Raw genomic sequence first — 26,794 nt, 5'->3', positions numbered from 1 at the left:
GACCGTGACGACCCCCACCCCGCACAGCACGCACCCCTACCAGGACCCGGCCAGGCCCGTCGCCGAGCGCGTCGAGGACCTGCTCGGCCGGATGACCCTGGAGGAGAAGGCCGGCCAGCTCTTCCACTCCATGCTCACCATGAACGCGGACGGCACCCCGGTCACCGAGACCGACGGCTCGATGCTCCCGTTCACCACCCCCGAGCTGATCGTCGAGCGCGGCCTCACCCACTTCAACCTGCTCGGCACCTACGGCGCCCGCGAGATGGCGAGCTGGCACAACGCGGTCCAGGAGATGGCCGCGAACACCCGGCTCGGGATCCCGGTCTCGCTCTCCACCGACCCGCGGCACGCCTTCACCGACAACGTCGGCGCCTCCTTCAACGCGGGCGCGTTCTCCGCCTGGCCCGAGGCCACCGGCCTGGCCGCGATCCGCGACCCCGAGCTGGTGCACCGCTTCGCCGACATCATGCGCCGCGAGTACCTCGCGGTCGGCTTCCGCACCGCGCTGCACCCGCAGATCGACCTGGCCACCGAGCCGCGCTGGTCCCGCCAGTCCGGCACCTTCGGCGCCGACGCCAAGCTGACCGCCGAGCTGGTCGAGGCGTACATCCGCGGCCTGCAGGGCCCCGAGCTCGGCCACGACTCGGTGGCCGCCATGGTCAAGCACTTCCCCGGCGGCGGCCCGCAGAAGGACGGTGAGGACCCGCACTTCCCGCACGGCAAGGAGCAGATCTACCCGGGCGGACTGCGGGAGCACCACCTGGAGCCGTTCAAGGCGGCCGTCGCGGCCGGCTGCTCGCAGATGATGCCGTACTACGGCCAGCCGATCGGCACCGACTGGGAAGAGGTCGGCTTCGGCTTCAACAAGGGCGTCATCCAGGGCCTGCTCCGCGAGCAGCTGGGCTTCACCGGCATCGTCTGCACCGACTGGGGCCTGCTCACCGACTCGGTGATCTTCGGCGAGCCGCACGAGGCCCGCGCCTGGGGCGTGGAGCACCTGAGCGTCGCCGAGCGGACCGCGAAGGCGCTCGACGCGGGCGCCGACCAGTTCGGCGGCGAGCAGTGCCCCGAGGTCATCGTCGGGCTGGTGCGCTCCGGCCGGGTCTCCGAGGAGCGGATCGACACCTCGGTACGGCGGCTGCTGCGCGAGAAGTTCGTCCTCGGTCTGTTCGACGAGCGGCGGTACGTGGACCCGGACGAGGCCGCCGAGACGGTCGGCCGCGCGGACTTCACGGCGGAGGGCGCCGCCGCCCAGCGCCGTTCGCTGACCGTCCTGACGAAGGGGCCGCTGCCGCTCGCCGGACGCCCGAAGCTGTACGTGGAGAACGTCGACGCGACGGTCGCGGCGGGCTACGGCGAGGTCGTCGCGACCCCGGCCGACGCCGATCTCGCGGTGCTGCGGCTGCGCACCCCGTACGAGGAGCGCCCGAACCTCTTCGAGTCCTTCTTCCACTCGGGTTCGCTCGCGTTCCCCGAGGAGGAGCTGACCCGGATCCTGGCGCTGCTCGCGGCCGTGCCGACGGTGGTCTGCGTGAACCTGGAGCGGGCGGCGGTGCTGCCGGAGATCGCCGAGCACGCGGCGGCCCTGATCGCCGACTTCGGGGCGAGCGACGAGGCGCTGCTCGACGTGGCCTTCGGCCGTGCGAAGCCGGAGGGCCGGCTGCCGTTCGAGCTGCCGCGCTCGATGGCGGCGGTCGAGGCCGGCCGCCCGGACGTGCCGAACGACACAGAAGACCCGGTCTTCCCGTACGGGCACGGCCTGACGCTCTGACGTTCCGGTTACCCGTACGGGTACGGCCTGACGCTCTGACGTTCCCGTGACCCGTACGGGTACGGGCCGCGGCCACCGCGCCGCGGCCCGCCCCCTAGGGCGTGTGTCGAAAGTAGCGCCGGCTGCCCGAAGGGCAGGCCCGGCGGTGTCCGGTGCGTGCGATCGCAAGGCGGAGGGTCGCCCCGATACTGGACGTATCGGGGCGAGCCCGACAACGCGGCGAGCGTGCGTGCCGGGCGCCGCCGGGCAGGCGGGACTTTCGACACACGCCCTAAGCCGCGGGACGACCTGACACCGTCCCGCACCCCGATCCGGGGCCCCCTGGGGAGAGGGCCCCGGATCGTTTTTCCTGCCCATGTGTCATGAACCTGAAGGGACGCACCGCCATGCGTACGCCTCTGTCCACTCGGTCCATCCGGTCCGGCCGGGCCACCCGCCCGCTCCGCACCCGCAAGGGCCTGGCCCTGCTCACGGCCACCGCCGCGCTCGTCGCCGCCGGGGCCACCGCCTACGCGGCCGGGCCCGGCACGGCGGGCCCCGACCCGCACCGGGCGCCGCTCGCCGGGATGCGGATCCTGATCTCCAACGACGACTCGATGCGCGCCGCCAAGGCGAGCAACTCCGACGGCCTCGGCCTGTACGAGCTGCGCCGCGCGATGTGCGCGGCCGGGGCGGACGTCGTCGTGCTGGCGCCCTGGCAGGTGCAGTCGGGCAAGGGCACGGCCGTCACCAACGGCGGCACGGTCACCGTCCAGCGGCGGGCCGCCGCCGCGCTGCCCGACGGCTACCAGGGCGACTGCGCGGGCGCGCCCGCGCGGGGCGCGGTGTTCGGGGTCTGTCTGGCCACCGGCCCGTGCGCGCCCGACGCCCCGAGCGCCACCCCGGCGGACACCGTGAAGCTGGCGCTGCGCGGCGGGCTGAGAGCGAAGGTCGGCTGGGCGAAGGCCCCCGACCTGGTCCTGACCGGCATCAACTCGGGCCCGAACGTCTCGGCGAGCGTCAACGACTCCGGTACGGTCGGGGCCGCCGTCGCGGCGATCGACCAGGGCGTCCCGGCGCTCGCCTTCTCGTCGTCGGGCGACGCGAGCAACACGTCCTTCCCGCGTGCGAACTACCGAGCGAACGCCGAGTTCGGTGCCCGGCTGGTGGCGGGGCTGCGCGAGCGCGGGCTGCTGACCGCCGCTTTCGCGCTGAAGGTGGACTACCCGGACGTGAGCGCGGGGCAGCGGGCGAAGGCCCCGGTGTGGACCCGGGTCGGCGACGGCGCGGTGGTCTACCACGCCTTCGAGCCCCGCACCGGCGGCACCGGAACCGGCGGGACCGGCGGGACCGGCGGGACCGATGAGGAGGCCGACAGCACCACCTTCGACATCGCGCTCGGCCTCTGCCCGTTCGACGGCGGCGGCGAGGGCGAGTGCGCCGAGGGTCGCCGGGACGCGGACTCGACCTGGTTGCTCGACAAGGGCCATGTGACGGTCGCGCCGATCACCTGGGACCGCACCTACGGCACCCCGGTCGACGCCCGCCGGGCGCTGCGCGGCATCGAGCGCTACATCACCCAGGAGGCCCCGCGCCCGTAGCGGTGTCCGGCCGGCCGGGCCCGCCGGGGGTGGTGACGTGACGCACTACGAGATCATCGCGGGCGGCCGCTGCCCGCCGCGCGGACCGTGATCCTGCACACGGACCCGGCCGGCCCGCCCGGCACCGCCCCCGGCCTCGGCGGAAGGCCGCGCCCCGACCGTACCGGAGGGGTCGCGGCGAGGGCCGCCGAGGACGCCCAACCCCGTTGCCCCGCCGAGGGTTTGGCGCTCCGCGCGGCCCGCCGGGACCCCGGCCGGAGCCGTACCGTCCGGCCGGTCGGGAGCTCCGGCGATTTCGAAGGGTCATTGCGGAATGCCGGATTCCTCGGGGTACGGACGGAAGACGTCCCGGTTGCCCGGGGCGTCCCCGACGGGGCACGCCCCGGTGCCCGGCCCTGCCCGCCGGGTGCGTAGCCTTGGCGACTGCGATGCCTCTAGGCTGCTGCACCGACATCGGCGACGCGAGGCGGGGCAATGGAGCAGACACACACCACGAACCAGGGTGGGACGACTCCGGGAGCCCAGCGCCGGGTGCTGGTGGTGGAGGACGACACCACCATCGTGGAGGCGATCGCCGCCCGGTTGCGGGCCGAGGGCTTCCTCGTGCAGACCGCCACCGACGGCCCGGCCGCGGTGGACGCCGCCGAGGCGTGGCAGCCGGACCTGATGGTCCTCGACGTGATGCTGCCCGGCTTCGACGGCCTTGAGGTGTGCCGCCGGGTGCAGGCCCAGCGGCCGGTCCCGGTCCTGATGCTCACCGCGCGGGACGACGAGACGGACATGCTGGTGGGCCTCGGCGTCGGCGCCGACGACTACATGACCAAGCCGTTCTCGATGCGCGAGCTGGCCGCCCGGGTGCACGTGCTGCTGCGCCGGGTGGAGCGGGCCGCGCTCGCGGCCGTCACCCCGCGCAGCGGGATCCTGCGGCTCGGCGAGCTGGAGATCGACCACGCGCAGCGCCGGGTCCGGGTCCGCGCCGAGGACGTGCACCTGACGCCCACCGAGTTCGACCTGCTGGTCTGCCTGGCGAACACCCCGCGCGCGGTGCTCTCCCGCGAGCAGCTGCTCGCCGAGGTGTGGGACTGGGCGGACGCCTCCGGCACCCGGACCGTGGACAGCCACATCAAGGCGCTGCGCCGGAAGATCGGCGCCGAGCGGATCCGTACCGTCCACGGCGTCGGATACGCGCTGGAGACCCCGGCGCCGTGAACCGGCGGGGGGCGCCCACCAAGCGGCACCGGATAGTGATCACGATCATGACCAAGCTGGGCGCCCTGGTGGTCGGCGCGGTCCTGATCACCTCGGGTCTCGCCCTGGTGGCGATCCGCACCTCCACCGAGTTCCGCTACATCACCATCTTCGCGATGATCGCGACCCTGCTGATCACCCAGTTCGTGGCCCAGTCGCTGACCGCGCCGCTGGACGAGATGAACCATGTGGCCGGCTCGATCTCGCGCGGCGACTTCAGCCGCCGGGTGCGCGGCGCCGACCGCCGCGACGAGCTGGGCGACCTGGCCTCCACCATCAACCGGATGGCGGACGACCTGGAGTCGGTGGACCGGCACCGCAAGGAGCTGGTCGCCAACGTCTCGCACGAGCTGCGCACCCCGATCGCCGCGCTGCGGGCGCTCCTGGAGAACGTCGTGGACGGCGTCTCCGAGGCCGACCCGGAGACCATGCGCACCGCGCTGAAGCAGACCGAGCGGCTGGGACGCCTGGTGGAGACGCTGCTCGACCTGTCCCGGCTCGACAACGGTGTCGTGACGCTGCGGCGGGCCCGTTTCGAGGTGTGGCCGTATCTGTCGGGGATCCTGCGGGAGGCCAACCTCGCCGCCTCGCAGCGCGGCCTGTCGTCCACCTCGGGCCTGCACCGGCGCACCGACGTCCATCTGCACCTGGACGTGTCGCCGCCGGAGCTGACCGCGCACGCGGACGCGGAACGGCTGCACCAGGTGATGGCGAACCTGATCGACAACGCGGTGAAGCACTCGCCGCCGCACGGCCGGGTCACCGTACGGGCCAGGCCCGGCCCGGGTCCCGACGCGGTGGAGCTGGAGGTCGAGGACGAGGGCCCCGGCATCCCGGAGGCCGAGCGCCACAAGGTGTTCGAACGGTTCAACCGGGGCGCCGTGCGGGCCGCCCAGCAGGGCCCGGGCAGCGACGGCGGCACCGGCCTGGGTCTGGCGATCGCCCGCTGGGCGGTGGATCTGCACGGTGGCCGCATCGGTGTGGCCGAATCCGCTCGGGGATGCCGGATCCGGCTCACTCTCCCGGGCAGCCTTCCGTCACGCGATTGACGTAGGGTTCGAACCGGAAGCTCTCGTTCTGCGTGTTCTCGTACGACAGACGTACGACGGAGGCGCGTGACGTGGTCAGGGGTACGGTCGAAGGCGGCCGTGGCCGTGCTTTTCCGTACCCTCACAGGCACCGAACCCCGCTTGTTTCCCGCCATTCACGGCAGCGAAACGCCCCGTCAAGTGTGACTTGCGCGACGTTGGAGTGCCCGGCCTGCACCTCCCGGCCGGGGAGGCGTAGCCTTTATTTCCGCTGTCCATCACCTTGTGAAGCGGAAGAGGGCGGTTGCCGCCGTGTCGTCTCAGTCCCCCAGTACCCCGAGCTCCCCGACCCACCAAGACGGGCAGGGCAAGTCCCCCGCCGCCGCCTTCGGTGCCAATGAGTGGCTCGTCGACGAGATCTACCAGCAGTACCTCCAGGACCCGAATTCGGTCGACCGTGCCTGGTGGGACTTCTTCGCCGACTACAAGCCCGGTGGCGCGGAGACCCCCGCCGCCCCGGCCGCCACCACGCCGACCACCACCGCACCGGCCGCGAGCGCGCCGGCCGTGACGCAGGCGGGCCCCGCACAGGCCGCGCCTGCCGCCCCCGCGGTGGTCCCCGCTCCGGCCCCGGCGCCCGCCGCCGCGCAGCCGGCCCCCGCCGCTCCGGCGCCCGCCCCGGCCCCGGCCGTCGCGAAGCCCGCCGCCGCGGCTCCGGCCCCGGTCAAGGCCAAGGAGGCCACCGAGGCCCCCGCGGGCCCCGAGCTGGTCACCCTGCGCGGCCCCGCCGCCGCCGTCGCGAAGAACATGAACGCCTCGCTGGAGATGCCGACGGCCACGTCCGTCCGCGCCGTCCCGGTGAAGCTGCTCTTCGACAACCGGATCGTGATCAACAACCACCTGAAGCGCGCCCGGGGCGGGAAGATCTCCTTCACCCACCTCATCGGCTACGCCATGGTGCAGGCGATCAAGGCCATGCCGTCGATGAACTACTCCTTCGCGGAGAAGGACGGCAAGCCGACCCTGGTCAAGCCGGAGCACGTGAACTTCGGTCTCGCCATCGACCTGGTGAAGCCCAACGGCGACCGCCAGCTCGTCGTCGCCGGCATCAAGAAGGCCGAGACGCTCAACTTCTTCGAGTTCTGGCAGGCGTACGAGGACATCGTCAAGCGGGCCCGGGTGGGCAAGCTGTCGATGGACGACTTCACCGGCGTCACGGTCTCCCTGACCAACCCCGGCGGCCTCGGCACCGTGCACTCCGTGCCGCGGCTGATGCCCGGCCAGTCGGTCATCATGGGCGTCGGCTCCATGGACTACCCGGCCGAGTTCCAGGGCACCTCCCAGGACACCCTGAACAAGCTGGGCATCTCCAAGGTCATGACCCTGACCTCGACCTACGACCACCGGGTCATCCAGGGCGCGGCCTCCGGCGAGTTCCTGCGGATCGTCGCCAACTTCCTGCTCGGCGAGAACGGCTTCTACGACGACGTCTTCAAGTCGCTGCGCATCCCCTACGAGCCGGTCCGCTGGCTCAAGGACATCGACGCCAGCCACGACGACGACGTCACCAAGGCCGCCCGGGTCTTCGAGCTGATCCACTCCTACCGGGTGCGCGGCCACGTCATGGCCGACACCGACCCGCTGGAGTACAAGCAGCGCAAGCACCCCGACCTGGACATCACCGAGCACGGCCTCACCCTGTGGGACCTGGAGCGCGAGTTCGCGGTCGGCGGCTTCGCCGGCAAGTCGATGATGAAGCTCCGCGACATCCTCGGCGTGCTCCGCGACTCGTACTGCCGCACCACCGGCATCGAGTTCATGCACATCCAGGACCCGAAGCAGCGCAAGTGGATCCAGGACCGCGTGGAGCGCCCGCACGCCCGCGTGGAGCGCGAGGAGCAGCTGCGCATCCTGCGCAGGCTGAACTCGGCCGAGGCGTTCGAGACCTTCCTGCAGACCAAGTACGTCGGCCAGAAGCGGTTCTCCCTGGAGGGCGGCGAGTCCGTCATCCCGCTGCTCGACGCGGTCATCGACTCGGCCGCCGAGTCGCGCCTCGACGAGGTCGTCATCGGCATGGCCCACCGCGGCCGGCTGAACGTGCTCGCGAACATCGTCGGCAAGTCGTACGCGCAGATCTTCCGCGAGTTCGAGGGCAACCTCGACCCGAAGTCGATGCACGGCTCCGGCGACGTGAAGTACCACCTGGGCGCCGAGGGCACCTTCACCGGTCTCGACGGCGAGCAGATCAAGGTCTCGCTGGTCGCCAACCCCTCGCACCTGGAGGCGGTCGACCCGGTCCTGGAGGGTGTCGTCCGCGCCAAGCAGGACGTCATCAACAAGGGCGGCACGGACTTCACCGTCCTGCCGATCGCGCTGCACGGCGACGCGGCCTTCGCGGGCCAGGGCGTGGTGGCCGAGACCCTGAACATGTCGCAGCTGCGCGGCTACCGCACCGGCGGCACCGTCCACCTGGTCATCAACAACCAGGTCGGCTTCACCGCGGCCCCCGAGTCCTCGCGTTCCTCCATGTACGCCACGGACGTGGCCCGCATGATCGAGGCGCCGATCTTCCACGTGAACGGCGACGACCCGGAGGCGTGCGTCCGGGTGGCGCGGCTGGCCTTCGAGTTCCGCCAGACGTTCAACAAGGACGTCGTGATCGACCTCATCTGCTACCGCCGCCGCGGTCACAACGAGGGCGACAACCCGCAGTTCACCAACCCGCAGATGTACAACCTGATCGACAAGAAGCGCTCGGTGCGCAAGCTGTACACCGAGTCGCTGATCGGTCGCGGCGACATCACCCTGGAAGAGGCGGAGCAGGCGCTCCAGGACTTCCAGGGCCAGCTGGAGAAGGTGTTCGCGGAGGTCCGCGAGGCCACCAACGCCCCGGCCGCGACCCTGGTCCCGGACGCGCAGCCGATGTTCCCGGTCGCCGTCACCACCGCGGTCTCCCAGGAGGTCGTGAAGCGGATCGCCGAGTCGCAGGTCGACATCCCGGACCGGGTCACGGTCCACCCGCGGCTGCTCCCGCAGCTCCAGCGCCGGGCCGCGTCGATCGACGACGGCACCATCGACTGGGGCTTCGGCGAGACCCTCGCCATCGGCTCGCTGCTGATGGAGGGCACCACGGTCCGGCTGTCCGGCCAGGACTCGCGCCGTGGCACCTTCGGCCAGCGGCACGCGGTGCTGGTGGACCAGGAGACCGGCGAGGACTACACCCCGCTGCTCTACCTGACCGACGAGCAGGCCCACTACAACGTCTACGACTCGCTGCTCAGCGAGTACGCGGCGATGGGCTTCGAGTACGGCTACTCGCTGGCCCGCCCGGAGTCCCTGGTGGTCTGGGAGGCGCAGTTCGGTGACTTCGTCAACGGCGCGCAGACCGTCGTCGACGAGTTCATCTCCTCCGCCGAGCAGAAGTGGGGCCAGACGTCCGGCGTCACCCTGCTGCTGCCGCACGGCTACGAGGGCCAGGGCCCGGACCACTCGTCCGCGCGCCCGGAGCGCTTCCTGCAGATGTGCGCGCAGGACAACATGACGGTCGCCATGCCGACGCTGCCGTCGAACTACTTCCACCTGCTGCGCTGGCAGGTCCACAACCCGCACCACAAGCCGCTGATCGTCTTCACCCCGAAGTCGATGCTGCGTCTGAAGGCTGCGGCGTCGAAGGTGGAGGAGTTCACCACCGGCGGCTTCCGTCCGGTGATCGGCGACGCGTCCGTGAACCCGGCCGACGTCCGCAAGGTCGTCTTCTGCGCGGGCAAGGTCTACTACGACCTGGAGGCCGAGCGGGTCAAGCGCGGCGACACGGAGACCGCGATCATCCGCGTGGAGCGGCTGTACCCGCTGCCGGGTGCCGAGCTGCAGGCCGAGATCGCCAAGTTCCCGAACGCGGCGAAGTACATCTGGGCCCAGGAGGAGCCGGCGAACCAGGGTGCCTGGCCGTTCATCGCGCTCAACCTGATCGACCACCTGGACCTGGCGGTCGGCGCGGACATCCCGGCGGGCGAGCGCCTGCGCCGGATCTCCCGCCCGCACTCCTCCTCCCCGGCGGTCGGCTCGGCCAAGCGCCACCAGGCGGAGCAGGCGCAGCTGGTCGCGGAGGTCTTCGACGCGTAGTCGTCGCCGACCGTAGCGCCGGAGGCCCGGCACCCTTGAGGGGGTGCCGGGCCTCCGGCGTGTACGGCCTCCGGCGTGTGCGGTACGGGCCTGCGGCCTCCGGCGGCTCCGGTACTGGGCCTCAGCCCAGGTTGGCCTCGAAGTCCCAGTACGGGCGGTTGCGCTGGCGGGCCGAGAGGGTGTGCGGGTGCTGGGCGCCCAGGCTGCGGGTGAGGGTGAGCAGGGCGTCCTCCTCCAGCTTGCCCGCCTCCTCGTTCTCCCGCAGGCCGCGCAGGTCGGTGGCGAGGGCGACCTGGCAGGACAGGGTCAGCGGGTGGTCGTTGCCGAGGGTGTGCCGGGCCCGGCGCAGGGTGTCCCGGCTGAGCTCGGCGGCGTCGTGCACCCGGCCGTTGAAGTTGCGGGCGGCGCTGGCGTTGAGGGCGCAGCCGAGCACCCACGGGTGGTCGGAGCCGAGCGAGGCGGTGAGTCCGGCGAGCGCGGCCTCGGTGATGGCGAGGGCGTCGGAGCGTTCGCCGGACGCCTGGAGGACGAGCGCGGTGTTGGCGAGGACGCCGGTGGCGACCGGGTGGGCGGGACCGAGCAGGGCGCGGTAGCCCGCCTCGGCCTCGTGGCTGAGCTCGCGGGCGTGGTCGAGGTCGCCGTGCTCGCGCAGGTAGTTGGCGTAGTTGTTGATCGACGACAGCGTCACGTAGTGGGTGCGGCCGTGCACCTGCTCCAGCTGGTCGAGCAGGCTGGCCATGGTGGCGCCGAGGTCCTGCTGGAAGCCGCCCTCGCGGCGGCGGCAGAGCGCCAGCTGGGTGCGGGCGTACAGGGTCTGCAGGTGCTGGGCGCCGAGGATCCGGACGTGGACCCGGACGCTGGCCTCCTGCCGGGCCAGTGCCTCGCGGTAGTTGCCGAGCAGCCGCAGGTCGTGGGCGAGGTTGTTGCTGATGGTGAGGGTCTGCGAGTGGAGCGCGCCGAGGACGGCCTCGGCGCGGGCGAGGGAGGCGACGTCCTGGTCGTACGCCTCCTTGAAGCGGCCGAGCAGCCGCAGCGAGATGCCGAGGTTGTTCCCGGCGACCAGGGTGAGGAACTCGTTCTCGCCGAGCAGCCGTTGGGCCTCGGTGAGGACGTCGCGCTGCATCCGCTCGGACTCGTGGTACTGACCGAGGTAGCGCAGGTCGCTGGCGATGGAGACGGCGGAGCGGAGCGCGCCGAGCGGGTCGGGGGTGGGGGCCTCGTCGAGCCGGGCGCGCAGCGCCAGGTCGAGCTGGTAGGCGTCCCGGAAGCGGCCGTAGCGGCGCAGGATGTTGCTCTCCTGGTTGGTGAGCTCCTGCATCTCGGGGCTGACCGGGTCCATGAAGCCGGACCACTGTTCCCTGATCCGTTCGGAGAGCCGGACGCCCGCCTTGAACTCGCCGCTGCGGAAGCAGTAGCGCAGGCAGTTGAGGACGGCGGTCTGCACCCGGGGGTTGCGGCTGGCGAGCGCGCCGGAGGGTTCGAGGTGCGGGAGGAGTTCGGCGTACCGGGGCCAGTTGCGGCTGTCCAGCGGGTTGCCGGGGTCGGCCTCGGCGAGCAGGGTGCGGACGGCCTTGCGGTGCGATGCGCGGTGTTCGCCGTCGGTGAGCCGGGAGACGATGTCGTGGACGAGCCGGTGCATGTGCACGGACTCCTGGTGCGGCCCGAGTTCGCCGCCGGCCACCGGGCCGCGGGCCTCGCGGCTGAGCACCGAGTAGTTGACCAGGGTGTCCAGGGCACGGGACCAGGCGGCCAGGTCGGTGACCATCCAGCGCAGGTCCTCGGGGAGTTCGGCCTGCGGGTAGGCGCGGACCACGCCGAGCGGGATGCGTCCCGGCGCGAAGGAGGCGCACAGGCTGAGCACGTCGATGGCCTGCGGCTGGGAGCGGCGGAGCCGGTTGATCAGTATGGCCCAGGAGGTCAGCGAGGCATTGGGGATGCCGTCGCCGCCGGACGGCTCGTCGACGGCGGAGATGCGGCCGTCGCGGACCATCCGCAGGTACTCGGAGACCTCCATGCGGGACTCGCCGAGCCAGGCGGCGGCCTGCACGAGGGGCAGCGGCACGTCGTCGAACTCGGCGGCGACCTCGTCGGCCTCGGCGGCGGAGATGTGCGGGGCGCGCCGCATCAGATAGCCGGTGGACTCGGCCCGGACGAAGCCGGGCACCTCCAGGATGTCGGTGTGTTCGAGCCAGCCGCGGTTGCGGGAGGTGACGAGGACGTGGCCGGGGCCCTGGGGCAGCATCACGCCCGCGCCGTCGGTGTCGTCCCAGCCGTCGAAGACGACGAGCCAGCGGGAGTGCGGGTTGCCGCGGCGCAGTGCCTCGCGGACGGCGCGGATGCGTTCGCCGGGTTCGTTGCCGGTGCTGAGGCCGAGCTGGGCGGCGAGCTCGCCGAACCGGTCGCGCTGGACGTTGCGGTCGTCGGAGCTGACCCACCACACGACGTCGTAGTCGGAGCTGAAGCGGTGCGCGTACTCGGCGGCGATCTGGGTCTTGCCGATGCCGGACATGCCGAGCAGGGTGCAGGCGGCGCTGCCGCGTTCGGCGTCCATGAGCCGTTCCTGCAGCTCGGTGAGGAGGTCGTCGCGGCCGGTGAAGCGCGGGTTGCGGCGCGGCACCTCGCCCCAGATCTCGGGCGGGGTGTCGGGGAAGCGGACGAGCGCTCCGGCGGGCAGCCGGCGGCCGGTGGTGCGGCCCGGTTCGATGCCGAGCCTGCTGAGCAGCCGGACCTCGGCCTCCTCCTCGCCGACGCCCCAGAGGCTGACGGGTTCGAGGACGGCGGTGGCCGGGAGCAGGGTGCGGTTGGTGAGGTTGACGGCGGCGAAGCGCTCGGCGTGCCCGGCGACGAAGCCGCGCAGCACGTCGTTCCACTCCCCGGCCTGCCGGGGGCCGAGCTGGAAGAACCAGTCGTCGAGGACGAGCAGCACCTGGCCGCGGGCCAGCAGCAGGTCGCCGAGCGAGTCCTCCAGGGGGATCTCGCGGGGCGGGTCCCAGCGTTGCAGGCTGGCGCGCACCCCGTGGGCGTCGAGCCGCTGGTTGATCCAGGTCGCCCAAGGGCGGTGATAGCCGGGGAAGACCACGAGGACGTGCTCCGGCGCACTCCTGGCCCCGTCCGCACCGCCCGACCGCTGTTCCGCCATCTGTCGTGTCTCCCGTCCCGCTCCCGCGCGCAACGTCGTGTGATGTGCCGTGAGCACAGTGTTACCCAGCGGCGAGGGGTGTCGCGCCGAGGCTCGCATGGTGCTGCCGCATTTGGTGCGTGAACTCCCCTCCCTCTGCGGTCAGTTCATCGGATTCAAGCAGGATCGCCAGGGCCTCGCCCACCTGATCGTGGATGTCGTCGAACTGCTGCCCGGCCCCGGACCGCCAGGATCCGGGCACCCCGTCGGCGGTGGCGGCCCTGCGCCACAGGTCGGCGAGCGCGAGATGCGCGTAGGCGCCGTGCAGCACCCCGGCGACGGGCCGCGGATCGGGCCGCCAGCCGACCCGGTGCACGGCGTCCCCGCGGGGCCCGTACAGCGGTACGAGTTCGTGCAGGGTGGCGAGTTTGCTGTGGTGCAGTTCGTGCACCAGGGTCTCGGTCATGCCCTGGCCCTCGGCGGGCAGTGAGGTCAGTACGGCGCCGGGGGCGGCGCTCAGGGTGGCGCCGAGGTGCCGGGGGCCGCGCCGGACCAGCGGGACGACGACCCGGACCGCGCGGGCGACCTCGGCGGCCCGGCCGGGGTCGGTGCGGCGCAGCAGCTCCTGCGCGGCGCGCCAGCGGTCGGCCCAGGCGGCGTGGTCGGTGTCGGGGTGCTCCACGGGGGTGCCGACGGCGGCGCCGCCGGGTCCGGCCGGCACCCGGTACGGGTCGAGGTCGTCGAGCCGGGCGGCGGCGCGCGGCAGTCGGCGCACCGGGCTCCAGCCGGGCCCGTGTCCGGTCAGGGCGCCGCGCGCCGGGTCGGCGAGGATCAGCGTGGCGGGTGCGGGGTGCGCGGCGCCGTCCGGGTGGAACCGTACGGTCCGGCCGGACATGACGGCCCGCACCCGGGCGGCGCCGGTCCGCAGCCGTCCGGTGCCGGGCAGCGAGAGCAGCCCGTCGGGGGTCGGCACGGTCAGGTCGAGCGGGCCGCCGGAGCGCAGCGCGGCGGTGAGCGCGAGGGCGTCGAGCCGGGCGAGCAGCCGGTCGAGCGCGGGTCCGGCGGGCGCGGCGAGCGCGGCGGCGAGCCAGACGCCGGTCGACGGGTAGACGAGCAGGTCCCTGACCACGTCGGGGCGGTGGTGCTCGGCCTGTTCGAGCAGTTCCCAGGAGCGGCGGAAGCGGTCGAGTACGCCGGGGTCGACGTCCGCGCGCTGCCGCTGGACCCGGACCAGGAGCGCCTTGAGGAGCAGCAGCCGGCGGGTGTGCAGGGCGGTGTCGAGCAGGGCGAGCCCGGCCGGGTCGGGGCTGGTCCTGGCGAGCCGGGCGAAGGCGTCGGCGGTGAGCCCGCCCGGGTACGACGGCGGCGGGGTGTTCACTCGCGCCTCCCCCCGGGCCGTCGGGCCCCTCCGGCGGCAGGGCCGCTCCGTGGGGCCGGTCCGGCGGCGGACGGGCATCTGGCCGGAAACGAACGGCCGGGCGGGCCGGGCCGCCGACGGTCAGGCGGCCCGGTCCTCCATCCACGAATCGGCCAGGTCCCCCGTACGCCACAGCACCCGCTCGACCGCCGCCGAGAGCTCGGGATCGTCCATGAAGCGCAAGGTCCGCAGGTCCACGCCGGTGAGATCCGGCAGGGGCCGGGGCCGCCCGTCGGTCCTGTCGGCGCCGGCCACCCACTCCATGTGCTGCAACACCCTCGGCTCCTCCTCACCGGCCCTTGTCCCCCACGGTCGTAGCGGCGCAGCGGTTCTTCCCGACGGTGCAAACCCGGAAACCCGTTCGACTCAACTCCGCCCATGTGCGCCCCCGTTATCCAGCCGTCCTGTCAAGCCGCCCGGCGGCCGGTCCGGCCGCCGGTTCCGGTTCCGCCCGTCACGAGGGCGAGTCCCGCCAGGCCCACCAGGGCGGTGCGATCCGGCCGCGGCCCTCCGCCGTGTTCCGGTCGGCCACCGGGCGGGCCGGGTCGGCCAGTTCGGCGAGCAGCACCCGGGTCCGGTCGACGTCCGGCCAGTCCACGGCGACGAGCGCGCCGTCGAGCCGCCGCCACTGCTCGGCGGCGGCCTGAAGCACCGCCTTGGCCCCGGCGGGCCGGTCGAGCAGCAGCAGCACCGCGCCCTGTCCGTGCAGGGCCCTGGCCAGGGTGACCGTGCCGGGGTGCTCGCCGCATGACCTGCGGGCGTCGTCGGCCGCCGAGCGGTAGGCGGCGAGCGCGTCGGTGAGCCGCCCGTCCCGGCCGGACTCGCTCAACCGGACCCGCACCCAGCCGAGTTGCAGCCACACCTCGGCCCGGGCCGCCGGTTCGCGGGCGGCGCGCACCGCCTGTTCCAGGAGGTGGCGGCTCTCGAACAGGTCGGGCAGGAAGCCCACCCGGTCGAAGCGCAGCGCGAGCACGCTGCCGATCAGCACGACGGCCCGGGCGCGCGCCGCCGAGTCGGCGGGCAGACAGGTCAGGGCCTCGCGCAGCACGGACTCGGCGCGGTCGACGGGCGCCGAGCCGGTGCCGGTGGCGGCGCGCCGCAGCAGCGACTCGCCCCAGGTCAGCAGGATCCGGCCGCGCTGTTCGCCGTCGGCGGGGGTGAGCAGGGTGGCGCTCTCGTACGCCTCGTCGGCGGCCGGTCCGTCACCGGTGGACTCGTACAGCCGGGCCCGCGCGGTGGTCCAGCGCAGCCGGAGCGCGTCGGACTCGCCGAGCAGCGGGGCGGCCCGGTCGAGGGCGTCGGCGACCGACGCGGCGGGCGCGGCGGCGAGGTGCCGGGCGTCGGCGAGGTCGAGCAGCACGGGCGCGGTGGCCCGCAGCGCGAGGGCGGCGGTGAACTCCTCGGCCGCGGCGGCCCCGTCGCCGCGCGCGAGCAGCAGCCGGCCGCGCCGCACGCGCCGGGCGTGCCGGTGGCTCTCGGGCCATGCGGCATCGCCGTCGGCCGCGGCCCCGGACCCGCTCCCGGCGGCCGTCCTGGGGTCGTCGGTGAGGGCCGCGAGGGCCGCGTCGAGCCGTCCCGGTTCGCCGGTCTGCCGCCACAGGGCGTGCTGGGCGGCGGCGAGTTCGAGGCGGGCGTCGGCCCGGTCGGGGCCGCCGGGCGGGGCGAGTCCGGCGGCCAGGGTCAGCTCGGCCACCGCCCGCTCCAGGAGCTCCCGGCGCTCGCCCCGGTCGCGTACGGCGGCGGTCCCGGCCTGCGCGTACAGCACCCGGCCGAGCAGCAGCCGGGCGACGGCCAGGCCCTCGGGGCGGTCGGGCGGCTCGCCGCTCGCGCCGGTGAGCAGGGGTTCCACCAGGGCCCGTGCGGTGTCGAGCAGCGCCGGGTCGGACTGGTCGCGCCAGCGGTCGAACAGGCGGCGGGCGGCGTCGAGGGGTTCGGGGGTGACCAGGTCGGGCTGGTAGAAGCGGAGCACGCGCGCGGGGATGCGGGCGAACAGCTCGGACGCCACCCCGGCCGCGTACTCGTCGTCCTCGCCGGGCCCCGGCGACCCGCCGGGGCCCTCGACGGTGTCGGTCTCGCCGTCCTGCCCGGCGAGCCGGGCGGCGGCCAGGGCCGGGAAGTTGCGCATGCCCTGCCCGAAGTGCCGCTCGACGAACTCCGAGCAGTGCTTGAGGACGAGCGCGGCGGCGCCCCGGTCGAGCGAGCCGAGGAGGTGCTGCTGCACGGCGGCGGGATAGCTGAAGCAGGGGTACGGGGTGGGCCCCGGCAGTTGCCTCAGAAGGCCGCTGAGGAGCACCTCGGCCAGCTCCATGGGGCCGGTGTCGGGGACCATCGCGCGCTGCACGAGCTGCATCACGGGGAGGGCGAGCGGGGCGGCCGCGAGGTGGACGGCGAGCCGGACCGCCCCGGCGGAGGCCCCGGCCCTGAAGGCGCGCAGGAGTTCGTCGTCGCCGGGCCGCCGGGCGGGGGTTCCCGGGGCTCTTGGGGCGGCCGAGGTGTCCGGGGCGGCGGGCGGCCCGACGGCGGCCGCCCAGCCGTGCACGGTGCCGCCGCCGTGCCCGGTGAGCAGCCGGGCCCAGGAGGCGAACGCCTCGGGGGTGGGGGTGAGCACCGGCACCGCCCGTACGTCGGCGGCGGCCGGTTCCCAGGCCGGTTCGTCGGGTTCGAAGCGGACCTGCCCGCCGGGGCCCGCGGACCGCAGCAGGGTGCCGGGCTCGACGGACAGCGCGGTGCGCGGCCACAGCCGCGGCGGCAGCGGCTGGACCAGGGCGAGCGGCGAGTGCCGGGGCCACTGGTGGATGAGGCGCTGGGCGGCGCCGCGCCGCCACAGCGGGCCGACGCAGTCGCTGACGATCAGGGTGAGCCGGCGCCCGGTGGGATCGTGCAGCTGGTCGCCGGGCCGCAGCCGGGGGCGGCCGTCGGCGTCCGTGGTGGCGGTGACGAGCGGCGGGCCCTCGCCGCTGTCGTACAGGCGGTGCACCCGGACGTCCCTGAAGGCGCCGGACTGCTGGCACGCCTGCCGCAGTTCCTCGACCATCCGGGTCCAGACGACCATGGCCGGCCCGGTGTCCATCAGGAGCTGGATGTCGGGCCGCTGGACGGCGGCGGGGCGGAGCACGGGGGTGAGGATGCCGGAGGCGGCGCTGTGCTCGGCGGTGGCCTCCTCGTCGAGGCGCACCTCGCCGGGCCTGGCGGGCAGCCCCGCCGGGTAGTGGCGCAGCGGCCGGAGCGCCTTCTGCAGGCCGAGGAGGCCGGGCAGGGCGTTGGCGCCGGGCGCCCGCACGGGCAGCACGGCGCCGCTCCCGGCGCGGAGCGCGGTCGGACCGCCGGGGCCGCCGGGCGGGCCACCGCCGCCCGGGGTCAGATGGAGGTCGACGGTCTCACCGGGGCGGCCGCTCGTGACCGTGGGACCGGTGGGACCGGTGGGGTCCGTGGGGTCGGTCGTGGTGGGCGGGTCCGCCGGGCCGGGTGGGGAATTGGCCGGATCCGGACGGTCCTCGGGGGCGTGCGGCGCCCCGGGCGCACGGACCGGGACGGCGGCGCCGTCCTGTCCCGGCGCGCCCCGGGCGGGCGCCGGATCGGCGCGGGGCAGCCACTGGGCGAGCCAGACGGCGTCCGCGACCTCCTCGGCGGTCGGGTCCTGCCCGCCGGCCCGCAGCCGACGGGTGAGCTCTTCCAGATGCAGCTCGTGCATCCGGCCATCACCTCGGCTGATCGAGCGGCTGCATGAGCATGTCCGCGATGCGGTCCCTGGTCACCCGCTCGGCGCGGGGGGCGTGCTGGGTCAGGTAGAGCGCGTTCAGGAGCTGGTCGGTGGCGATGACCTCGCCCGGCTCGCGGTCCAGGAAGCGGGCGACGAGCCCGGGTTCGGCCGCCGCCGCGTCGGTGCCGAGGTGCGCCTCGATCATCGCGTTCAGCTGCTCCTCGCCGGGCGCCTCCAGTTCGAGCCGGATGCAGCGACGCAGCAGGGCGGCCGGGAAGTCCCGTTCGCCGTTGGAGGTGAGCACGATGAAGGGGAAGGTGGTGCAGCGGATCCGCCCCTCGTACACCGGGACCTTGCGCCCGTCGTCGGTGAGCACCTGCACCACCGGTTCGCGGTCGGCGAGCCGCTCCAGCTCGGGGATCGCGAACTCGCCCTCCTCCAGGGCGTTGAGCAGGTCGTTGGGCAGGTCGAGGTCGCTCTTGTCGAGCTCGTCGATGAGCAGCACCCGGGGCAGTTCGGAGGGCAGCAGCGCGGTGCCGAGCGGGCCGAGCCTGAGGTACGAGCCGATCCCGGCCGGACTCGCGGCGGCGCCGTCCGCGTCGGCGCGGGCGCGCTCCAGCTGGACGTCCTGGAGCCGTCCGATGGCGTCGTAGCGGTAGAGCCCGTCCTGGAGGGTGGAGCGGCTGACGATGGGCCAGCGCAGCACCCGGCCGAGGCCCAGCTCATGGGCGACGGCGTGGGCGAGCGTCGACTTCCCGGTGCCGGGGTTGCCGGTGACGAGCAGCGGCCTGCGCAGATAGAGCGCGGCGTTCACGGCGTCGGTCTCGGCGGGCCGCGGGTGGTGGTTCTGCACCAGCCGCCGCCGCACCCCGAGCCGCCGGCCGGCCCCGGCCAGGGTGTCGTCGGCGCCCCCGGCGGAGAAGTCGCGCCAGGGCGGCGGCGCGGGCAGCCGCCGTATCTCGTCGTGCGGATGGCCGGCCCCACGGTAGATCCGCCAATCGTTCACGCCTGACTCCTCCTGGCTGTGATGGCAACGCCGGCCCCGTCGAAGGTACCGCCCGGCGACCCGGTCTGCCGACGTTCAAACCGGTCCGGTTGTGGGGGAGTTGAGGGATCGAAGCACACGGGCCGCGCACGCGCCCCGTACGGGCGGCGGGGGCGCGGGATGAGCGCGCGGGGCGCACGGGAGCGAGCCGGGCGCGGGTGGGTACGGAGGCCCGACGCGAGGCCCGGCGCGCGGACCGGGGCCACCGGGGCCGGGCCCTGGACGGAGGCCCGGGGCGGTCTCGGACCAGCGGGTGCCGCCGGGGCGCGGCGGGCGGCGGCGCGGGGAGCCGGGCTCCGCGCGCCGCGCCGGGTGCCGGGCCCGGGGCCGCTCAACCGTCGTCCTCGCCGAGGAGCGGCGGGCCCTGCAGCGGGGGCTCGAACGGCGGGCGGTCCGGCGGGTCGTAGAGCACCGCCAGGTCCGCCGCCCAGGCGTGCTCGGACCGTTCGCAGGCGTCCGCCTCGGTGTCCCCGGTGCGCATCCGCAGGGTGCGCACCGGCCGGTGCAGTCCGTCGGCGTCGTCCACGCGCGCGAGGAGCTCCCCGGCCCGCCGGTGGAACTCGGCGCAGTCGTCGTGCTCACGCGCGGAGTGCCGCCACAGGGCGATCGGGTGCCCGGCGGTGAGCGCCGCCTCCATGGCCCGCTGGCCGTCGCCGCCGCCGACCGGGCCGCAGTACACCGGCACGCTGCCCTCGGCGGCCTCGTCGAGCCGCTGGTAGGCCGTCATCCGGCTCTCCTTGCGCAGCTCGCGCGCGTGCCCCCCGGCAGCGGCGGCGGGAGTGGCGGAGGCGGCGGAGGCAGCAGCGGCGGCGGTCAGCACCTCGGCGCGCAACGGCACCGCCCGCAGCGGCCCGTGCGCGCTGCCGCGCCACCTCCGCCGCCATTCCGGCGACGGCGAGCGGCGGCTGCGCACCAGGTCGCGGACGACGACGGTGCGCCGCTGCCCGAGCGGCAGCGACCATTCGCCGAACGCCTCCTCCTCGGGCGACAGCCGCCAGGTGTCGAGGGGTTCGTCGAACAGCTCGCGCGGCAGCACCACTTCCACGGCGGCCAGGTGGTCACCGCTGTCCCCGAGCCGCAGGGCCTCGGTCAGCGGGCCGCGCAGCACCGCCCGCAGCCGCTCCCTGGGCACTCCCCCGTCGTCGTCGTCCAGCGGGCTGACGGTGCGCCCGTCGAACAGCAGGGTCACCCGCCAGCCGTAGCGGGGCGGCTTGGAGTACGGCACGTTGTTGATCTCGATCCGGACGTCCGCCCGCGCGCCGGTGACCGCCGGTGCGGCAGGTGCGGGCGCGGTCGCTGTCGCGGTGCCCACCGGCTGCGGGGCGAGCAGCGCGCCGATCTCCTCGCGCACGGCGCCGTGCGCCCCGGCCGACTCGTCGGTGATCCAGTCGACGAGCTCCTGGACGGCGGCCGCGCCGCCGCCCGTGCCGTACCGCCGCACGACGTGCCGGACCACGTGCGCCGCGTACAGCAGCACGGCGTCGAGTCCCAGGTCGGTGCTGCCGGTGCCACCGGGGCCGGTGCCGGTACCGGTACCGTGCGGCTGCTCGCCGGAGTGGAGTTCGTGCAGCAGTCCGACGCCGTCCCGCCAGGTGCGTGCGTCGGTCTCCAGGACGGCCTGGTAGTCGGGGTGCAGCACCCGCCGCTTGACCGCGTCGACCAGCGCCATCACCTCGCCGGGCCCGGTGGGCGGCGGGAGTTCGGCGAACCGCCCGTACAACTGCACCCGGCGGGCCGGGTTCACCCCGCGCGCGGTGGCGGGCCACACCCGCATCTGGGCGGCGGTCCAGGCGGGCCGCCGGTCGTCGAACGAGCGGGCCCTGCTCCGGTGGTAGCGGTCGTGGGCGCGCAGCACCTCGTGCAGCACCTCGCCGCCGGGCACGTCGTGGAGCTCGCGCAGCGAGGTGAGCGGGACGGCGGCGCCCTCGCCGTCGCCGCGGCCCTTGTTGACGCCGATGACGGTGCTGCGGCCGAGGTCGACCACGGGCCCGCCGGACACGCCCTCGACCGGCAGGCCCCAGCGCAGCAGCAGGGCGCCGCCCTCGGAGCCGTACGCGGTGCCCAGCACGTTCCTGATCCGGACCTCGCCGGTCTGCCGGGCCCAGCCGTGCAGGCTGACCTCGGTGGGGGTGGTCGGCGGGCGGGCGCTGAGCGCGACGCAGTCGGCGCTCTCGGCGTTCTCCACCCGGACGAGGGCGAGGTCGGGGAAGTCCCAGAAGGCGAGCCCCGCGTCGGGGTCGGTGGGCCGCGGCTTGGCGAGCACGACCTGGCCGACCGTCCGGCCACCCTCCCAGGTGATGCCGACGGCCGCTTCCTTCCTCCACACCGCGCCACCCCCCTTGGCCACCACATGGGCGCAGGTCAGCACCCAGCCGGGGGCGATGAAGAAGCCCGTGCCCCAGAACGGGGCACCCTGCGGGTCATACCCGCCTTCGGGCGCGGCGATGCGCACCAGCGCGGGGCGCACGAGCGCGTCGAGGGGGCTCATACGGCGCCGGGGCCGGTCTCCGGGGAGACGGCGGGGGCGGGCACGGGGGCAGGGGCGGGCGGCGAGGTGGGCATCGGCGGCAGCACCGGGCCGTCGGCGGATCCCGAGGCGTCCAGGGCATCCGCGGCCGGGCCGGGCGCGGGGTCGGTCGCGCGGCCCGGTTCGGTCCACGTCAGGGAGACGTTGACGGAGGCCGTGCCGCCGCCGTCCGCCAGGACCCCGATCACCTTGCCCGCCTGCGCGGACAGTTCGATCCCGAAACTGACCGAAACCTCCACCGAGCCCTGCGGGTCGAGCCCCTGGCGCAGCGAGCCGACGACGCCGCGCACCACGTCGGTCAGTCCCCCGGCCATCGAGACCACCCGGTCGCCGATCCCGGTGTCCTGGAAGCCGCCGCCACGTCCGAGTTCCTCGGGTTCACTGACCCGGGCCCAGACGGCCGTGCCGTCGTCCAGTCGTATGCGAGCGATCCCATGCGTCACAGCGGCCCCCGCTCCCCGAAACGATGATGAAGAAGGCTAGACCGTGGGGCCGGGGAGGAACAGGGGACGCGGTCGGCTCCGCTGACCACGGCCTATTCTGATCGCATGTACTTCACCGACCGTGGCATCGAGGAACTGGAGAAGCGGCGCGGCGAGGAGGAGGTCACCTTCGAGTGGCTCGCCGAGCAGCTGCGTACGTTCGTCGACCTCAACCCCGACTTCGAGGTGCCGGTCGAGCGCCTCGCGACCTGGCTCGCGCGCCTTGACGACGACGAGGACGAGGACGAGTAGCCCCGGCACGCCGTACGGGCGAGGGCCCGGGCCGGGGTGCGACCCCGGCCCGGGCCCCTGCTGCTGCCCCCTCCTAGGAGCTAGGTCGCGGAGCCGCGCCGCCGGTTCGTCGCCAGGCCGAGCGCGCCGTGCACGACGAGCAGCGCGCCCGCCGTCGTCCAGCCGCCGCTGCGCCGCCTGATCCCGTAGCCGAGCAGCGGCAGCCCCGCCGCGAGCTGCGCGGTTCCGAGCAGCCGGGCCTTGGGTCCGTGTTCGACGGCGTCGAGTTCGGCGCGTACGGCGTCCCGCCAGCCGGGCCATTCGACCGGTTCGGCGCCCTGGGCGCGGGCCACCGACCGCAGCCGGTCGGCGCTCTCGCCGGGCTGGAGCCCGGTGGGCAGAGCGAGCCCGGTGCGGGCGAGCACGGCGGTCAGCCCGACCAGCCGGGCGTGCGCGTCGGCGTCCGGGTCGGGCTTGGTGAGCGGTTCGAGGGCCTGGATGTCGAGCACCGGGTCGAGCGCGAGCCGGGCGGCGAAGGTACGGACGGCCTCGTCCTCACCGGCCGGGGTGCCGTCGGCGAGCCAGGTGTAGCCGACGGTCCTGCGGAAGCCCGCGGCCAGGGTGAAACCGGCGCGGTCGGCGTCCCACCAGAGCGCGAGAACCGGCCAGGTGGCGGCGGACACCGCGAGCGCGGTGGCCCAGCCGGTGACCACCCGTTCGACCGGTTCGCCGTCGTCGAGCCACGGCTTGCCCTCGGGCACCAGCACACTCCAGTCGTCCCCCGCGGGCGCCAGCAGCATGCCCTCCCGCAGCAGCCGGGCCGATGTCCTGACGGTCTCCGGCTCGGCGTGGCACAGCAGCAACGCCCCGGCGGAACGGGACCCCGATGTCGCAATCATGCCCCTACGCTAGGCCAATTTGTCCTTGTACGACGCCAGATGCCCCTGCTCGCACCCCCGGAGCGCCCCCCGGGCGCCCCTGTCAGGGTCGGGTCGGGGTTGACTTGGGCGGACCGCGATATATCGTGTCTATCGGAAGACGCGATATGTTGCGTCGCATCGCGACGGAGCGGCCCCGCGCCCCACGCCTGCGCCCATACGTCCTTACGTCCGTACGTCCTACGGGAGGTCAGCACCATGACAGAGTGGTCCGTCACCGAGCCCCAGAAGATCCCGCTGACCGACCCGGTGACCACCCTTCGCGTGCGTGTGGTCAACGGAGCGGTGAACGTGGTGGGCACCGACGAGAGTTCCGCGCGCCTGGAGATCTCCGAGATCGACGGCCCGCCGCTGATCGTCTCGCAGGAGGGTTCCACCCTCACCGTGAGCTACGAGGACATGCAGTGGAAGGGCATCCTCAAGTGGCTCGACCGCAAGGGCCACAAGCGCCGGGTCGTCGTGTCCGTGGCGGTCCCCGCGGGCACCGAGGTCGAGGTGGGCGCGGTCGCCGCCGAGACGGTGATCTCCGGCATCAAGGGGCGGACGGCGGTGCGTGGCGTCACCGGTGACACCACGCTCGTCGGGCTCGCCGGACCGGTCCGCGCCGAGTCAGTCTCCGGCAGCCTCCAGGCCCAGTCGCTCACCGGCGCGCTGCACGCCAACTCGGTCACCGGCGACATCACGGTGATCGACGGCGCGGGCTCCTCCGTGAAGGCCGAGACGGTCAGCGGCGACATGGTCATCGACCTCGACCCGGCCGCCGAGCCGGCCGGACCGCCCGCCGACATCCGGCTCACCAGCGTCTCCGGCGAGGTCTCCATCCGGCTGCCGCAGCCGGCCGACGCCCGGGTCGAGGCGAGCACCACCACCGGCTCCGTCTCCAACGCCTTCGACGACCTGCGGGTCGGCGGCGGCTGGGGCGCGAAGTCGATCAGCGGCACCCTCGGCGCCGGCCGGGGCACCCTGAAGGCGACCACGATCTCCGGCGCCATCGCCCTGCTGCGCCGCCCCGAGCCGGAGCCGGAGCTCGACGCCGACCTCGACTCCGACGGCGGCTCCGGCCCCACCGCCGCCGCCGCTGACAGCACCGCCGACAGCACCGAGACCGCCACCCCCGCGTCCGGAAAGGTCCTCTGACATGCCGCCCGTCTTCGCCCACGGCCGCCTCCGGCTGTACCTGCTCAAGCTGCTCGACGAGGCCCCGCGCCACGGCTACGAGGTGATCAGGCTCCTGGAGGAGCGTTTCCAGGGCCTGTACGCGCCCTCCGCGGGCACGGTCTACCCGCGGCTCGCCAAGCTGGAGGCCGAGGGCCTGGTCACCCACGCCACCGAGGGCGGCCGCAAGGTCTACTCGATCACCGACGCGGGGCGCGCCGAGCTGACCGCGCGCGGCGGTGAACTGGCGGACCTGGAGGTCGAGATCCGCGAGTCGGTCTCGGAGCTGGCCGCCGAGATCCGCGACGACGTGCGCGGGGCGGCGGGCAAGCTGCGCAACGAGATGCGGGCGGCGGCGAGCGCCACCCGGGCGCCGAGCGGCTCGCCGTCGTTCGCCGAGGCCAAGGAGGAGCTCCGCAAGGCCACCCAGGAGTGGAAGGAGCAGACCCGCCAGGCCAGGGCGGAGGCGCAGTCGGCGCGTCGGCAGGCCAAGGAGTTCCAGCGGATCGCCAAGGAGGTGCAGGACCAGGTCCAGGACCGGGTGAAGACCGGGGACTGGCCGAAGGCCGTCTGGGAGGGCATCTCCGACATCACCGCCCAGCTGGGCAGCCTGGTGACCGGCCCGAACGCGGGCTCGGCCCACGGCACCGGCGCGGGCCGTCCGGAGACCCCGGAGCAGGCGGTCTCCGACTGGGCGAAGGACATCGACGTCTCGGCGGAGCCCGGCCGTGAGCTGGACCGGCTGCTCGACCGTTTCCGCGACGACGTCCGGGACGCGGCCCGCGACCACGGCGTCACCCGCGAGCAACTGACCGAGGCCCGCGGCCAGCTGGCGACGGCCGCGGACCAGCTCCTGGGCCTGCTGGCCCCGGACCGCGGCAAGCCCAAGCACTAGGACATGGGCCCGGGGGCGCGGGCCGGGTCGCCCGCCACCGGCCCCGGCCCCGCCGCCCTCCCGGGCCTCCGAGCCCGCCCCGATCCCCTCAGGGGCGCCGGGCGGTCACCGTGACCGTCACCCGCGCCCCGGGGGCGGCCAGGACGAGCGCCCGGCCCGGGGCGGGGCGCAGCACGATCGCCCTCCCCCGGGCCGCGACCTGCCACGCGCCCGGGGGCAGGGAGAGTTCGGTGACGCCGGGGCCGCGCCGGGCGGCGTCGTACTCAAGCCGGTAGCCGCCGGTCGCGGAGTCGTGGGCGGCGGTGCGGACGGTGCCCGCGACGGCCTCCGCGTAGGGCTCGGCGGTGAGTTCCTTGTTCGTACGGAAGGCGCCCTTGGCGTCCACCGCGCAGTAGCCGCCGCCGTAGCACCACTCCCAGCCGGCCCAGCCCGCGCTGTAGCGGCCGAGCGAGGCCATGGCCTCGCGGTAGAAACGGTTCATGTTCGGCCGGGCGTTGTCGAGCGGGCCCCACTCCCCCACGACCACCGGGACCTGGTACTGCCGGGGGTAGCCGGTGACGGCCTCCTCGTAGTTCTCGATCCAGCGGGCGGCCGGGTCGTAGTCGCCGCCCGCCTCCATGGCGCCGTTGTAGAAGTGCGGCGCGTACACGATCTTCGGGTCGTCGATCCGGCCGAGCCCGGTGGGCACGCCCTCGCCGACGATCGGGGTGGGTTCGACGAAGATCCAGCCGTCGCGGTCGACCGCGCGGATCGCGTCCGCGATCCGGTTGTACATGGGCGTGAGCTGCTCGCTCTCGATCCGCCGGGCGCCGGTCGCCAGGTCCTCGCCCTCCCGCAGTTCGCCCATGGGCTCGTTGATCGGGTCGTAGCCGAGGACGGCCGGGTGGTCGCGGAAGCGTTCGGCGAGCACCCGCCACATCCGGGTCTGGGCGCGGCGCAGGTCGGCGTCCTGGTAGAGGTGGGTGAAGGCGCGCTGCACGGCGGGTTCGAAGTACTCGGAGAACCAGTCGTCGGGGTGCGGGGTGAAGGGCAGTCCGTCGGTCCTGGTCGCCCAGGCGGGGATGCCCCGGTGGCCGAACGCGGGCCCGAAGACGTCCTGGTGGGCGTCGAGGACGACCTGCACGTCGTACTGGTGCGCCCAGCCCAGGATCCGGTCGATCTTCCGCAGATAGCTCTGGCTGTACTGCCCGGGCCGTGGCTCCAGGTCGTCCCAGAAGACCACCAGGCGGGCGAAGTTGAAGCCCTTGGCGCGCATGTCGCGGAAGTGGCGTTCGGTGATGCCGTCGAGGGCCTGGTCACCGCTGTGGGACTTGTCCGCCAGGTTCCAGCCGCGCAGCGTGAGGGCGCGGCCGTGGGCGTCGGTGAGGGCGGGTATCCCGGCCTGGGCCGCCGGGGCCGTGGGGACGGCAGGGGCCACCGGGGCCGCCCCGGCAGTGGTCGGGACGGTCGTCGGGGCGAGGAGCGCGGTGACGGCGGCGGCCGCCAGCAGAGTGGTGCGCAACAAGGAAGGACCTCCGGCACGGGGCGGGGACAC

The 26,794-nt window shown here is 74.3% G+C and carries 17 protein-coding genes; 8 read left to right on the top strand and 9 right to left on the bottom strand.

The window, feature by feature from the left end; genetic code table 11:
* The first annotated feature begins 4 nt into the window (after positions 1-4).
* The 5 genes from ACIPXM_RS05885 (at position 5) to ACIPXM_RS05865 (ending at position 9,752) form a co-directional block, all read left to right on the top strand.
* Complete coding sequence (locus tag ACIPXM_RS05885) at positions 5-1,774, top strand: glycoside hydrolase family 3 protein (RefSeq protein ID WP_401652310.1); 1,770 nt, start codon at positions 5-7, stop codon at positions 1,772-1,774.
* Positions 1,775-2,160: 386 nt separating this feature from the next.
* Complete coding sequence (gene surE, locus ACIPXM_RS05880; RefSeq protein WP_401652308.1) at positions 2,161-3,354, top strand: 5'/3'-nucleotidase SurE; 1,194 nt, start codon at positions 2,161-2,163, stop codon at positions 3,352-3,354.
* 474 nt (positions 3,355-3,828) lie between these two features.
* Positions 3,829-4,563 (top strand): response regulator transcription factor, encoded by a 735-nt coding sequence (locus ACIPXM_RS05875; RefSeq protein WP_401652306.1) that lies wholly within the window; start codon positions 3,829-3,831, stop codon positions 4,561-4,563.
* Between the two features lie 47 nt (positions 4,564-4,610).
* A complete protein-coding gene (locus ACIPXM_RS05870; protein WP_401652305.1) occupies positions 4,611-5,651 on the top strand; it encodes an ATP-binding protein in 1,041 nt (346 codons plus the stop codon).
* 291 nt (positions 5,652-5,942) lie between these two features.
* The gene (locus ACIPXM_RS05865) at positions 5,943-9,752 is read left to right on the top strand and encodes a multifunctional oxoglutarate decarboxylase/oxoglutarate dehydrogenase thiamine pyrophosphate-binding subunit/dihydrolipoyllysine-residue succinyltransferase subunit (RefSeq protein ID WP_401652303.1); all 3,810 of its coding nucleotides are present in this window, start codon (positions 5,943-5,945) and stop codon (positions 9,750-9,752) included.
* Positions 9,753-9,873: 121 nt separating this feature from the next.
* Here ACIPXM_RS05865 and fxsT read toward each other — a convergent pair whose 3' ends face one another.
* The 7 genes from fxsT to ACIPXM_RS05830 form a co-directional block, all read right to left on the bottom strand.
* The gene (gene fxsT, locus ACIPXM_RS05860) at positions 9,874-12,891 is read right to left on the bottom strand and encodes an FxSxx-COOH system tetratricopeptide repeat protein (protein WP_401652301.1); all 3,018 of its coding nucleotides are present in this window, start codon (positions 12,889-12,891) and stop codon (positions 9,874-9,876) included.
* 61 nt (positions 12,892-12,952) lie between these two features.
* Complete coding sequence (locus ACIPXM_RS05855; RefSeq protein WP_401652299.1) at positions 12,953-14,248, bottom strand: aKG-HExxH-type peptide beta-hydroxylase; 1,296 nt, start codon at positions 14,246-14,248, stop codon at positions 12,953-12,955.
* 120 nt (positions 14,249-14,368) lie between these two features.
* Positions 14,369-14,563, bottom strand: a complete 195-nt coding sequence (locus ACIPXM_RS05850; RefSeq protein WP_401652297.1) for a hypothetical protein — start codon at positions 14,561-14,563, stop codon at positions 14,369-14,371.
* A gap of 178 nt (positions 14,564-14,741) precedes the next feature.
* On the bottom strand, positions 14,742-17,978 hold the full coding sequence (locus ACIPXM_RS05845; protein WP_401652295.1) for an SAV_2336 N-terminal domain-related protein: 3,237 nt from the start codon (positions 17,976-17,978) through the stop codon (positions 14,742-14,744).
* A gap of 7 nt (positions 17,979-17,985) precedes the next feature.
* A complete protein-coding gene (locus ACIPXM_RS05840; RefSeq protein ID WP_401652293.1) occupies positions 17,986-18,993 on the bottom strand; it encodes an AAA family ATPase in 1,008 nt (335 codons plus the stop codon).
* A gap of 370 nt (positions 18,994-19,363) precedes the next feature.
* Positions 19,364-21,520, bottom strand: coding sequence for a trypsin-like peptidase domain-containing protein (locus ACIPXM_RS05835; RefSeq protein ID WP_401652291.1), 2,157 nt, complete (start codon positions 21,518-21,520; stop codon positions 19,364-19,366).
* The gene (locus ACIPXM_RS05830; protein WP_401652289.1) at positions 21,517-22,002 is read right to left on the bottom strand and encodes a CU044_2847 family protein; all 486 of its coding nucleotides are present in this window, start codon (positions 22,000-22,002) and stop codon (positions 21,517-21,519) included. The genes ACIPXM_RS05835 and ACIPXM_RS05830 overlap by 4 nt, the downstream gene beginning before the upstream one ends.
* 105 nt (positions 22,003-22,107) lie before the next feature.
* On the opposite strand from ACIPXM_RS05830, the gene ACIPXM_RS05825 reads away from it, so the two are divergent.
* Positions 22,108-22,293 carry a DUF6104 family protein gene (locus tag ACIPXM_RS05825; RefSeq protein ID WP_018102711.1) on the top strand — a complete coding sequence of 62 codons (186 nt, stop codon included), beginning with the start codon at positions 22,108-22,110 and terminating at the stop codon, positions 22,291-22,293.
* 80 nt (positions 22,294-22,373) lie between these two features.
* Here ACIPXM_RS05825 and ACIPXM_RS05820 read toward each other — a convergent pair whose 3' ends face one another.
* Entirely contained in the window at positions 22,374-23,171 is a 798-nt protein-coding gene (locus ACIPXM_RS05820; protein ID WP_401652287.1) for a hypothetical protein, read from the bottom strand.
* A gap of 237 nt (positions 23,172-23,408) precedes the next feature.
* Here ACIPXM_RS05820 and ACIPXM_RS05815 point away from each other — a divergent pair, with 237 nt between their 5' ends.
* Together ACIPXM_RS05815 and ACIPXM_RS05810 are read left to right on the top strand one after the other, a co-directional pair.
* The gene (locus ACIPXM_RS05815; RefSeq protein ID WP_401652285.1) at positions 23,409-24,347 is read left to right on the top strand and encodes a DUF4097 family beta strand repeat-containing protein; all 939 of its coding nucleotides are present in this window, start codon (positions 23,409-23,411) and stop codon (positions 24,345-24,347) included.
* A 1-nt stretch (position 24,348) separates the two neighbouring features.
* The gene (locus tag ACIPXM_RS05810) at positions 24,349-25,260 is read left to right on the top strand and encodes a helix-turn-helix transcriptional regulator (RefSeq protein ID WP_401652283.1); all 912 of its coding nucleotides are present in this window, start codon (positions 24,349-24,351) and stop codon (positions 25,258-25,260) included.
* 88 nt (positions 25,261-25,348) lie between these two features.
* Here ACIPXM_RS05810 and ACIPXM_RS05805 read toward each other — a convergent pair whose 3' ends face one another.
* Positions 25,349-26,764 carry a cellulase family glycosylhydrolase gene (locus tag ACIPXM_RS05805; protein ID WP_401652281.1) on the bottom strand — a complete coding sequence of 472 codons (1,416 nt, stop codon included), beginning with the start codon at positions 26,762-26,764 and terminating at the stop codon, positions 25,349-25,351.
* Between the last annotated feature and the right edge of the window lie 30 nt (positions 26,765-26,794).

Source organism: Streptomyces sp. NPDC090025, assembly GCF_044748125.1.
Lineage (GTDB): Bacteria > Actinomycetota > Actinomycetes > Streptomycetales > Streptomycetaceae > Streptomyces.
The sequence above is the reverse complement of the archived record's forward strand: the minus strand, read 5'-3'. Positions and strand labels throughout refer to the sequence as shown.